This is a genomic window from Clostridium grantii DSM 8605 (genome assembly GCF_900129965.1).
GTDB classification, from domain to species: domain Bacteria; phylum Bacillota; class Clostridia; order Clostridiales; family Clostridiaceae; genus Clostridium_AF; species Clostridium_AF grantii.
Window position 1 is genome coordinate 29,039 of the sequence record NZ_FQXM01000018.1, and the last position, 12,319, is coordinate 41,357.

The 12,319-nt window shown below is 27.5% G+C and carries 9 protein-coding genes and 1 other annotated feature; all 9 genes read left to right on the top strand.

From position 1 onward, the window contains the following. Nucleotides 1–4 precede the first annotated feature (4 nt). The 9 genes from BUB83_RS14530 to aroF (BUB83_RS14565) all read left to right on the top strand — a co-directional run bounded on the left by BUB83_RS14530 (nt 5) and on the right by aroF (BUB83_RS14565) (nt 12,298). Nucleotides 5–901 carry a hypothetical protein gene (locus BUB83_RS14530; protein WP_073339193.1) on the top strand — a complete coding sequence of 299 codons (897 nt, stop codon included), beginning with the start codon at nt 5–7 and terminating at the stop codon, nt 899–901. Nucleotides 902–968: 67 nt separating this feature from the next. After that, nucleotides 969–1,178, top strand: a binding site (T-box leader). A 118-nt stretch (nt 1,179–1,296) separates the two neighbouring features. Further along, the gene (ileS, locus tag BUB83_RS14535; RefSeq protein WP_073339195.1) at nt 1,297–4,404 is read left to right on the top strand and encodes an isoleucine--tRNA ligase; all 3,108 of its coding nucleotides are present in this window, start codon (nt 1,297–1,299) and stop codon (nt 4,402–4,404) included. 200 nt (nt 4,405–4,604) lie between these two features. After that, nucleotides 4,605–5,612, top strand: a complete 1,008-nt coding sequence (locus BUB83_RS14540; protein WP_073339197.1) for a LacI family DNA-binding transcriptional regulator — start codon at nt 4,605–4,607, stop codon at nt 5,610–5,612. A gap of 170 nt (nt 5,613–5,782) precedes the next feature. Further along, nucleotides 5,783–8,350 carry a hypothetical protein gene (locus tag BUB83_RS14545; RefSeq protein ID WP_073339199.1) on the top strand — a complete coding sequence of 856 codons (2,568 nt, stop codon included), beginning with the start codon at nt 5,783–5,785 and terminating at the stop codon, nt 8,348–8,350. A 22-nt stretch (nt 8,351–8,372) separates the two neighbouring features. Beyond that, complete coding sequence (locus BUB83_RS14550) at nt 8,373–8,879, top strand: hypothetical protein (RefSeq protein ID WP_073339200.1); 507 nt, start codon at nt 8,373–8,375, stop codon at nt 8,877–8,879. Nucleotides 8,880–9,117: 238 nt separating this feature from the next. After that, entirely contained in the window at nt 9,118–9,258 is a 141-nt protein-coding gene (locus tag BUB83_RS22225; protein WP_200801482.1) for a hypothetical protein, read from the top strand. Between the two features lie 111 nt (nt 9,259–9,369). Next, a complete protein-coding gene (gene aroF, locus BUB83_RS14555; protein WP_073339202.1) occupies nt 9,370–10,383 on the top strand; it encodes a 3-deoxy-7-phosphoheptulonate synthase in 1,014 nt (337 codons plus the stop codon). Nucleotides 10,384–10,397: 14 nt separating this feature from the next. Further along, the gene (locus BUB83_RS14560; protein WP_242950688.1) at nt 10,398–11,258 is read left to right on the top strand and encodes a prephenate dehydrogenase; all 861 of its coding nucleotides are present in this window, start codon (nt 10,398–10,400) and stop codon (nt 11,256–11,258) included. A 26-nt stretch (nt 11,259–11,284) separates the two neighbouring features. Then, a complete protein-coding gene (gene aroF, locus BUB83_RS14565; protein ID WP_073339203.1) occupies nt 11,285–12,298 on the top strand; it encodes a 3-deoxy-7-phosphoheptulonate synthase in 1,014 nt (337 codons plus the stop codon). Nucleotides 12,299–12,319: the final 21 nt, after the last annotated feature.

Consider the following 12,319-nt stretch of genomic DNA (forward strand, 5'->3'; position numbering starts at 1 on the left):
CAATATGGAGAAAAAAGAAAAATTTGCTATTGTTCTAATTATAATTCTACTGATTTCAAATATGTTAATGTTTAAGATTTTGAATCAAGTTGATAACAAAATGATGACAGTGCAAGAACAAAGTGGTCAACTAAGACAGGATATAGATTCCATATCAAAAAGTGTTAATGATTCAGTTAAAGAGCTTAGTGATGAACAAAAATGGTTAAAAATAGAGTCACAAAATATAATGAGTATTTCAGATGATCTTAAACAAGCAACAATTCAACTAAAATGGGGTTTGAGAGAGCTTAATTCCGGTGATAAAGTTTATTTGATTTATGGAAGTTATAAAGAAAATATAGATGAAATAAATAAATGGGAATTAGTTGAAGTTGAACAAAAGGATGTTCTCAGTTATGAGGAAACCTTAACCTTAGAGACAGATAAAAATTATTATTTTAAGGTTGAGGTAATAAATAAATCCAAAACTATAATTGAAAATTTGACTAGCATAGAACTTACAAGTATGTTTAAAGAAAGAATAGAAACTCAAACATATTTTAAAAGTAGAACAGATAAATCTATTGAAGTCTACTTAAATGTTGTTAATGATAGTAACTTAAGAACTATTACATCAAAAGATTTATTAATAAATGAACAAACAAAGGAATTATTTAAAATAAAAAATATAAAGTATAGAGTATATATAAATAATGAGATTGTTTTGGAAAAAATATTGTTAAAAGAAGGTATAGAGGAAATCGAAGGGGTTAAAATAGAGAATAATCATGGTCTTGAAATAATAGATTATAGTGAAAATATTGAATTAGAGAATGATGTTAATGTAGCAGGGACTATTGAAGTTATTGTGGAAGATTATTTTGGTAATATATATAAAGAAAGTTTCACCGATAGATAGTAAATGTGCATTAAAATTTGACAACAAAAAAAGGATATATTATAATATAATTTGATAAATAAAATTAATAAAAGCTTAGATATGGAAAAGTATTCTATTTGAATGTTTTTAGAGAGTGAGGGATGGTGAAAACTCATAACATAGAGTAGAAGAAAATCACCATGGAGCTGTAAACTGAAATTTTCAGTAAGTTTTTCCGTAGTTCTGCGTTAAAGAATAGAGTATTTTTGTACTTGAAATTATTTTAATAGGTGGTTTATGCGGCTGCGTCCTATAAGGGATGCAGCCTTTTTGTGCAAATAAAATCAGAAAATATTATCATTTTGAGTAAAAAATTCTTAGAAGGTAAGAATTAAAAGTATATTTAATGTAATTACGAGAAAGGGGAATGAAATATGTATAAAAAAATCGATAGTACTAAAAGTTTTGTAGATATGGAAAAAGACATAGCAAAGCTATGGGGAGAAAAAGATATCGTAAAGAAAAGTTTTAATTTAAATGAAGATGGTGAATACTTTACCTTTTATGATGGTCCTCCAACTGCTAATGGAAAACCTCATGTAGGGCATGTGTTAACAAGAGTTATGAAAGATTTTATTCCTAGATATAAAGTTATGAAAGGCTATAAAGTTTTGAGAAAAGCTGGATGGGATACTCATGGTCTTCCTGTTGAATTAGAAGTGGAGAAAAAATTAAAAATATCGGGTAAACCTCAAATAGAAGATTATGGTGTAGAAGCATTTATAAAAGAATGTAAAGATAGTGTATTTACATATTCAAAAATGTGGAAAGATATGTCGGAAAAATTAGGTTTCTGGGTTGATATGGATGATCCATATGTAACTTATCATGACAATTATATAGAATCAGAGTGGTGGGCTTTAAAACAAATGTGGGATAAAGGATTGCTTTATAAAGGACATAAAGTAATGCCTTATTGCGCAAGATGTGGAACATCTTTATCTTCCCATGAGGTTGCTCAAGGATATATGGATGTAAAAGAAGCTACAGCTATGGTTAAATTTAAAGTTAAAGGAGAAGAAAATAGATTTATTTTAGCTTGGACCACTACTCCTTGGACATTACCATCTAATGTGGCATTAGCAGTTAATAAAACTTATGATTATGTTGAAATAACAACTAATGGTCAAAATTTAATTCTTGCTGAACAACTTTTAAGCGTTATTATGGATGAATATGAAATTGTTAAGAAATTCAAGGGTGAGGAAATATTGGGTCTTGAATATGAGCAATTGTTTAAATTCCATGAAACAGATAAAAAAGGATTTTATGTTGTTCATGGTGATTTTGTAACGCTTTCTGATGGTACTGGTATAGTTCATATCGCTCCTGCTTATGGAGAAGATGATAATCTTATCGGTAAAAAATATAATCTTCCATCAATCAATTTGGTTGATTTAGAAGGAAAATTTGTAGATGCTGTAGAGCCTTGGGCAGGACTTTTTGTAAAAAAAGCTGATCCTAAAATTTTAGAAGCTATGGCTGAAAATGGTTCTTTGTATAAATCAGTAAAATTTACTCACTCATATCCTCATTGCTGGAGATGTGATACTCCATTGCTTTATTATCCAAAAGATAGTTGGTTTGTTGCAATGACAACACTAAGAGATCAATTATTAGAGAATAATAATAAAGTTAACTGGTACCCTGATAATGTGAGAACAGGAAGATTTGGTAAATTCTTGGAAAACGTTATTGATTGGGGTATAAGTAGAGACAGATATTGGGGTACACCACTTCCAATATGGGAATGTGAATGTGGACACAGAGAATGTATTGGAAGCAGAGAAGAATTAAAGGAAAAAGGATTAGATGTTCCAGAAAATTTAGAACTTCATAAACCTTATATTGATAGAGTTAAACTAACTTGTCCAAAATGTTCAGGTGAAATGACAAGAACTTCAGAAGTTATTGATTGTTGGTTTGATTCAGGATCAATGCCATTTGCGCAACATCATTACCCATTTGAAAACAAAGAAGTTTTTGAAAAAACTTTCCCAGCTCAATTTATTTCTGAGGCAGTGGACCAAACTAGAGGATGGTTCTATACTCTTTTAGCAATATCTACAGCAATATTTGGAGTAAGTTCTTTTGAAAATTGTGTGGTCTTAGGGCATGTATTGGACGGTAAAGGACAAAAAATGTCTAAGCATAAAGGAAATGTAGTAGATCCTTTTGAGGTGCTTGAGCATGAAGGAGCTGACGCTACTAGATGGCATTTCTATACAGCTAGTGCACCATGGCTTCCAACTAGATTCTCAGAAAAAGATGTAACAGAAACTCAAAGAAAATTCTTAAGTACATTATGGAACGTATATTCATTTTATGTGCTTTATGCAGATTTAGATAAATTTAATCCAATGGAATATCCAGATTTTGTTTCTGATAATATAATGGATAAATGGATTTTATCAAAACTTAATACATTGATAATGAATGTAGAAAATCATATAGACAATTATAGAATAACTCAATCAGCACTTGAGTTACAAGATTTCGTTGATGAATTATCAAATTGGTATGTTAGAAGAAATAGATCAAGGTTCTGGACAACTGAATTAACAGATGACAAAATAGGAGCTTATACTACACTTTATAATGTACTAACTACTTTAATAAAAGTTGCGGCACCATTTGTTCCTTTTATGACAGAACAAATCTATCAAAATTTAGTTTATAATTTAAATAAAGATGCTGTTGAAAGTATACATTTATGTAGCTGGCCAGAGTACAATAAAGAATTAATTAATAGTGAATTAGAATCAGAAATGGATCTAGCTTACAAAATAGTTAAATTGGGAAGAAGTGCTAGAAATGGAGCAAATGTAAAAAATAGACAGCCGCTAAGTGAAATGTTAGTTAGTACTAAAACTTTACCTGATTATTATGGAGATATTATTAAAGAAGAATTAAATATTAAGATTGTAAAAGCAGGAGCAGATTTATCTCAATATGTTAATTTTGAAATCAAACCTAATTTACCTGTGCTAGGAAAACAGTATGGAAAAATCATACCAAAAATAAGAAAAGCTATAAGTGAAATAAACCAAATGAGTTTAGCTCAAAAGATTAATAATGGTTTATCTGAAAATATAAATGTGGATGGGAATGAAATAGAACTTAATAGCGAAAATTTATTAGTTACTATGCAAGGATTAGAAGGCTTTGCTTTTGCTGGTGAGGGCGATGTAGGTGTAGTTCTTGATACAACAATAAGTGAAGAATTAAAAGAAGAAGGTTATGTTAGAGAAATTTTAAGTAAGGTTCAAAATTTGAGAAAAGAAAGTGGTTTTGAAGTAGCAGATAAAATTAGATTATTTGTGGCAGATAATGAAATGCTATTAAATATCATTATAAAATTTGAAGAACATATTAAGAAAGAAACACTAACTGTAGAAATTAAGTATAATGAGTCTATGGAATATAATGAGTATAAAATTAATGGTGAAATTTTAAAAATGGCTGTTGAAGTTTTAAAATAATTTTATTAACAAAAAACTCTGTATATGCAGAGTTTTTTGTTAAATGTGGTATAATAGTAGTAATAATAATTATTTCATAGAGAATTTGATGAAATAACTATTGTATTTATGGTAAAAATAATGAAAATAATTATTTATGTTGTAATTAATTAGTTTAATATAGTATAATGGTTCAAAATAAGGTTATAGGAGTGAGTAAAATGGCAGCTTCAATTAAAGATGTTGCAAGAGAAGCAGGAGTTTCAATTGCTACGGTTTCAAGAGTTTTAAATAATATAGATGTTGTTAATGAGGATACTAAAAAGAAAGTTGAAGATGCAATAAAGAAATTAAGTTATAGACCAAATATTGTTGCAAGAAGCTTAAAAACTCAAAGAACAAAAACTTTAGGCATAATAATTCCAGATATAGCAAGTCAAATTTATCCAGAGGTAGTTAGAGGAGTAGAAGATATAGCTAATATCTATGATTATAATATTATTTTATGTAATACTGACTTAAACATTCAAAAAGAAAAGGAATATTTAAATGTTTTAAAAGAAAAAATGGTGGATGGGGTTGTATACATAAGTAGTTCTTTGGAAAAAGAAGTTATAGATACTATTCATGAACTGCAAATGCCAACAGTATTAGTAGAAACATCAGATAATGAAAATACTTTTGCAAGTGTAACTATAGATAATATTGAAGCGGCAAATAAAGCAGTAAGTTTTCTTATTGAAAAAGGAAATAAAAAAATTGCTTTTATTGGTACTTCTAGTGAAAAGATAAATGCATCTTCTATGAGGTTTGAAGGATACAAACAAGCTTTAGAGCAAAACAATATTTCATTTAATTCAAATATTGTTAAATTTACAGAAGGTGGAATTAGAGCTAATAATGGATATGCAGCTATGAATGATATGCTAGAAAAAGGTGAAGATTTTGATGCTTTATTTTGTAGCAATGACGAATTAGCTATGGGAGCAATAAATGCACTTAGAGAAAAAGAAATTAGTGTTCCAGAACAAATAGATGTTATGGGCTTTGACAATATTTATGCCTCTTCTGTGTTTTATCCTAAATTGACTACAATTGCACAACCTTTATATGATATGGGTTCTGTTGGAACAAGAATGCTTATCAAAATTATTAATAAAGAGGAACTTGAAAAACAAAATTATGTTTTAAATTATAGAATGATTGAGCGTAATTCTGTAAAGAAATAATTAAAGCAAAAGAATTATATTGAAAAATATAGTTCTTTTTTTATTACATGAAAAATTTAATGCAATTCTAGCAAAATACAATTAAGTACAAACAACTTTATATTTACCTTTATTTACAAAATGTGGTATAATAGATTATGGATTATATCAAACACTTTAGGGGGGAGGTTATGCATAAGGAAGATATTGAAGTAGTGGATTTAGAATACAAGCAATTTATATTAAATCCAGAAGCGGGGATGGATATTTATAAATCGATTTTAAATTTAATTCAAAAAAGTAGTTGCGGGTTTAATAATAAAGAGTTGCTGAGTAATGGAAAAAATTCATTTGTAAGTAATATTAGCAGTAATATTTTGAATATGCTAGCAGTACTAGATAAAAGATCCATACTCACTTTAAAAGGGAATAATAAGGACGAAAAATATAAAATTTTAACTAACATTATTTTTGAATATTTATGGAAAGGTAAAAAGATTTTAATAACATCAAATAATTTAATAACTTTAAATGAAATTAGAAACTATTTGCCTAAATTATTTATCAATAAAGAAAAATTTATGGAAAATGATATATATCTTAAAGAGTTAGAATTAAGCAAAACTTTTAGACAATATTATCAAGTTAGTGAAAAGATAATTAATACAGAAAAAAAAGAGAATGCTGTTTTTGAATATAACGGAAAAAAATTAAGGACTTGGCAATTATCTAAATGGGTAAATAATAATAAAAATCAATATGGATGGATTGAAGATTTTGTGGGAATGAAGGATGAACAACCATTGACAGATGCTAAATTTTCAAAACTTATTTATTTGTTAAGTAATATAAGTAGAGAAGACTATTTTGATTTTTATGACAGTGAAGAAATTCTTGGCGTTCTTCCACGGCAAGAAGAAATAGTAACAAAAATTGAAAGATATGAAGAATTAAAAACTTCATCTGAAGATTTGGATTTATATTTTAATGAATGGAATATTAATTTAAATATCACATATGATTATAAAAAAATAAATTATGACTTAAAAAATATAAGAGAGTATTTAAGTAATATTAATGAAGAATGGGTTCTAAATTTATTAAAATTAACTTTAGAGAAGGAAAAAATAAGAGAGTCAATAAATCAATTTATTTTAAGTATAAATTATTTGACTATTAAAAATAATAAGTTAGAAAGAGAAATTAAAGGACATATTTTTGATACACCTAAAAATATTGAAGAAGAAATTTTATTGAAGGAAGTTGTTAAAGTTTTAAGGGAGTTTAAAGTTAAAGGCAAAATAAACAAGCTATATAGAATAACTCATTCTAAATATAGCTATATTGATGAAAAATGTGAAGTAGATGGTAAAAAGATAGAAAAAGAAAAGGATTTTGAATTATTAAATTTATATTTAGAAAATCAATGTTTAAAAAATGAATTATTATTACTTTGGAATAATAATTCAATTGAATTTGCTTATGAAAAGTTTAAAGAATTAGATAATGATACATTGAATAAAATTAAAGAAAATATAAGTAAATTGTCTGATATTTTAGAGGTTACTAAACTGATTAACAATATAAAACCATACATAGAAGGAAGTAAATGTGAAGAAAAAATTAACTGGACAAATCATAAATACTACAGTAAGTTATCTCTTAGTTATAAAGTTTTAACTGAAATAAGGGAATTTGAAGATTTGAAGATATATAGGGAAAATTTGATTAATATAATGTCTAGATATAATTCTTTAAGAAGACTAGCAGAACTACTAAAGAATGACCATATTGAAGCTTTTAAAGAAGAATATAAAAAAATAGAAAGACTAAAAGCAATTGAAAATACAATAAAAGATATCAGAAAATTAACAATTCCTATTAAAGATAAGTGTCCACTTTTGATGAAGAAAATATTGTGGGAAGAGGATAGAATAAATATGCTAGAGAGATATAAAAATTTTAGTAAAGCATGGACTTGGAGAAAATTTTATGAATACATTACGGAATGTGATAAAGAAAATTTAAATAGTTTAGAACGTGAATTAGAGAAATATCAAGAAAAAATTACTGCAATAAAAAGTCAATTGATTTATAATAAAAATTTTAAAGATACAAATCCTTTATGTATAGTACCAATTAATGAACTGTGTAATTATAAATATGAAGAAAAAATGCAGTTTGATTTAGTAATATTACTAGATGCAGAATATATATGTTTGAAAGATATTAAAATTCTATTAAATTCAAATAAAGGACTTATAGTTAATAATAGTGATAATAATAATGAAGATATAAAAAATATTTATGATAGAAAAATGAATAATAATGTCTTCGATTTTTCAAGAAGAATTTTTCCTTTTATAGAAATAGAGGATAAATACAATTATATTAAGTTCAAATGGGAATCTTTACATCAAAATCAAGATTTGAATATTAACACATCTATTTTTAGAAAAGATGTATATGAATTATTAATTGAAAATGGGTTTTCCGTAAAAATAAATGAAGATAATAATTTTTGTATTGATTTTTTTGTGGAGAAAAATAAACAAAAATTCATAATACAATTAGATGGAAATGGAAATTTTTACAATGATTTATGGAATGAAAGGTACAAAGCTAAAAAATATTTTAAAAGCCTAGGGTGGAATACAATTTTAGTACGTGGAAGTGAATTTTACAATAATCCCAACGAAGCCTTGAAGGAAATTTTTCAAGTAAAAGGGACGTATGTAATAAATAAAGGAATTGCATAGTAATAAAACTTGGAGGACGAGAATGATTTGTTACACAATTGGACATTCAGATAGAAATTTTACGGAGTTTATAAAGATAATAAAAAGCTTAAATATTGATTGTATTATGGATATTAGAAGTGATTCTTTGATATTGAAACCTGAATTATGTCAATATTTTAAGCATAACTTAAAATTAAGATTAAATATGGAAGGCATAAATTGGATAGATATTAATGAAATTATTGAAGAGAAAAAAAATATAGAGTTCCTTCTAGAAAGTGAAAAATATAATGAAGGTATAAACATGATAGTAGATGGAATAAAAAGAAAACATAAAATTGGAATTTTAAGTTTTGAAAAGGATCCATCTATATGTTTACGTGGTTTGTTGCTGGGCAGATCCTTAAGTGAACAGGGCATACACATAATGCATATTATTGATTCTAATAAATATGTTTCCCAGAGTTATATAGACGATAGAATATATGAAGAATACAAAAAAACAAATATAAAAAGCAATAAATTCAGATATGAAGGAATTGTTTAAAAATTGAGGCAGGAAGATATTCCTGTCTCAATTTTAGCTATATAATATGTGTAATTAAACTATAAAAAGTATATAAATGCATTGGTATTCTTAAAATAGCGGTGACAAATAAAAGGTTTCTGAATTAAAATTCAATTATTAAGCTATGAATCAGCAAAAAAATAGGTTGACAATAAAAACTAATATGTTTAAAATAAAGTAAATATATACAAAGAATATCTTATTGGAGGAAATTAAAATGGAAAAATTTATTAGTAAAGAATATAGCAAAAATTATTTTTATTTTTATTTTAGCTGGGGCTTTTATTTTAGCGCTGGATATTTTTGCTGCAAAAAAACTAATAGATTTTACCCTAATGAGATTTGTGGAGCAATATAGATTTTTATAGTTAATTTCGGTTATAGAGATTAATAGCACTCATTAGATGAGTGCTATTTTTATTTTATAGAATATTAAAAAAAATATTATAAATAAGGTGGAGGGAATAATATGATAATTGTAGTTAAACCAGGTACTAGAGCAGAGGATATTGCAAAGTTTTCTAAAGTGTTAGAAGAAAAGGGGGTAAATCTTCATATATCGCAAGGAACAGAATATTTAATAATTGGACTTGTAGGAGATACTAGTAAAGTTGATCCAAGACAGGTAGAAGCTTATGAGTTTGTAGAAAAAGTAATGCATGTTCAAGAACCATATAAAAAAGCAAATAGAATGTTTCATCCATTGAATTCTGAAATTGATGTTTTAGGAAATATAATCGGAGGTAAGAAATTAGCAGTAATGGCGGGTCCATGTTCAGTAGAAAGCGAAGAACAAATACTTGAAATTGCTAGATCTATTAAAAAATCAGGAGCTACTTTTATAAGAGGTGGAGCTTTTAAACCAAGAACTTCTCCATATAGCTTTCAAGGATTAGGAACAGAGGGATTAGATTTATTAAAAATAGCAAAACAAGAAACTGGACTTCCTATAGTAAGTGAGCTTATGTCAGTTGATATGATTGAGCAGTTTGTTGAAGATGTAGATATAATACAAATAGGGGCAAGAAATATGCAAAACTTCCATCTTTTAAAAGAAATCGGAAAAACAAGAAAACCTATTTTGTTGAAAAGAGGATTATCATCAACAATAGAAGAATTTTTGATGAGTGCAGAGTATATAATGTCTGAAGGAAATGAAAATGTAATTTTATGTGAAAGAGGTATAAGAACTTTTGAAACTTACACAAGAAATACACTTGATTTAAGTGTTGTTCCAGCAATAAAAAAATTAAGTCATTTGCCAGTTATTATAGATCCTTCCCATGCGGCAGGTATGTGGTGGATGGTAGATTCTTTATCAAAGGCTGCAGTAGCAGTTGGGGCAGATGGTCTTATGATTGAAGTTCATAATGATCCAGTAAATGCTTTAAGTGATGGGCAACAATCTATAAAACCTAAAAAATTTGAGACTATGATGGAATCATTAAAAATAATAGCAGGGGCTGTTGGAAGAGAAATATAACTGGGGGGATTTTCTTGATTAAAGAAAAGTTTACCAACTTAAAAATAACCATAGTTGGACTTGGAGTTATTGGAGGGTCTTTTGCAAAATCTTTAAAAGCATTGAATGTGGATAAAGTTTGGGCAGTAGACCTTGATGATAAAACTCTAGTAAAAGCAGAAGAACTGGGAATTATAGATAAGGGATATAAAGATGCAAGTGAACCTATTCAAAAATCTGATTTGATTATATTGTGTATATATCCTAAGCAAATTATTGAATTTATACAAATGTATAAAAACAAATTTAAAAATAATTCAATAATAACAGATGTAACTGGTATAAAAAATGGATATATTAAGGCAATCAATCCTATATTACCTGAATCTGTGGATTTTGTTTTTGGACACCCAATGGCAGGTAGAGAGAAAAAAGGAATTGATTTTTCTTCAAGGGAAGTGTTCCAAGGTGCAAATTACTTAATTACTCCCAATAAAAGGAATGAAGAAGAAAACATTAAATTAATTGAAGAATTAGTGTTAGCTATGGGATTTAAAAGAGTTTCTAGGGTAGATGTAGATAAACATGATGAAATTATTTCTTATACAAGTCAATTACCTCATGCTATAGCAGTATCATTAATTAATAGTGATGAATGGGCACCGGAAATAGATTTGTTCATTGGAGATAGTTATAGAGAGTTAACAAGAATTGCAAGAATTAATGAAGATTTATGGTGTGAATTATTTATGGGTAATAAAGAAAATTTGATCCCACAGATAGAGTTATTTGAAAATAAAATTCGAGAATTAAAGGATTATTTAATTAATGGGGATGAAGAAAAGCTTAAAGAATTATTTAGAGAATCTACAAAAAGAAGAGAAAAAATAACATAAAAACTAAAAAACAGGGGGACTAAATCATGGTAGTAATCTTAAAAAATAATGTTAAACAAGAGGAAATTCAAGGATTAATAGCACATTTAACAGGCTTAGGGGTAGAGGTTCATCCTATAATCGGAAATACTCAAAGTATATTAGGTTTAGTAGGAGATACTTCTAAACTAGATCCAAGTATGATTCAATCTCATAGAATTGTAGAAAAAGTAATGTATGTTCAAGAACCATTCAAAAAAGCAAACAAGGTTTTCCATCCTGAGAATTCAGTTATTTCTGTAAAAGATCATTTAATTGGAGGAAAAGCTCTTTCAGTAATGGCAGGCCCATGTTCTGTTGAAAGTTATGAACAAGTATTGGAGATTGCAAAATCTATAAAAGCATCAGGAGCAGGAGTTCTAAGAGGTGGAGCTTTCAAACCTAGAACATCTCCATATAGCTTTCAAGGAATGGGTAGTGAAGGGCTTGAAATATTAAAGCAAGTTAGAAAAGAAACTGGATTACCTATAGTTACAGAACTTATGTCTTTAGAATGGTTAGATAAATTTGTTGAAGATGTGGATATAATTCAAATAGGTGCGAGAAATATGTCTAACTTTGATTTATTAAAAGAAGTTGGTAAAAGTAAGACTCCTATTTTATTAAAAAGAGGTATGTCATCAACAATAGAAGAATTCTTGATGAGTGCGGAATACATAATGTCTGAAGGAAATGAAAATGTAATTTTATGTGAAAGAGGTATAAGAACTTTTGAAACTTATACTAGAAATACTCTTGATTTAAGTATTGTACCAGCAATAAAAAAATTAAGTCACTTACCTATAATTGTTGACCCAAGCCATGCAGCAGGAATGTGGTGGATGGTAGAACCATTAGCAAAAGCAGCTATAGCAGCAGGAGCAGATGGACTTATGATAGAAGTTCACAATGACCCAGCTAATGCGAAATGTGATGGACAACAGTCTATAAAGCCAGCTAAATTTGATGCTTTAATGACAAAATTAAAGAAAATAGCAGAAGTAGAAGAAAGAGAAATTTAATCTGTTATTGGAGGGAGAAAT

Coding starts and splice junctions, on each gene's coding strand:
- ileS (WP_073339195.1), top strand. CDS start 1,297: ATGTATAAAAAAATCGATAGTACTAAAAGTTTTGTAGATATGGAAAAA.
- BUB83_RS14545 (WP_073339199.1), top strand. CDS start 5,783: ATGCATAAGGAAGATATTGAAGTAGTGGATTTAGAATACAAGCAATTT.
- aroF (WP_073339202.1), top strand. CDS start 9,370: ATGATAATTGTAGTTAAACCAGGTACTAGAGCAGAGGATATTGCAAAG.
- BUB83_RS14540 (WP_073339197.1), top strand. CDS start 4,605: ATGGCAGCTTCAATTAAAGATGTTGCAAGAGAAGCAGGAGTTTCAATT.
- aroF (WP_073339203.1), top strand. CDS start 11,285: ATGGTAGTAATCTTAAAAAATAATGTTAAACAAGAGGAAATTCAAGGA.
- BUB83_RS22225 (WP_200801482.1), top strand. CDS start 9,118: ATGGAAAAATTTATTAGTAAAGAATATAGCAAAAATTATTTTTATTTT.
- BUB83_RS14550 (WP_073339200.1), top strand. CDS start 8,373: ATGATTTGTTACACAATTGGACATTCAGATAGAAATTTTACGGAGTTT.
- BUB83_RS14530 (WP_073339193.1), top strand. CDS start 5: ATGGAGAAAAAAGAAAAATTTGCTATTGTTCTAATTATAATTCTACTG.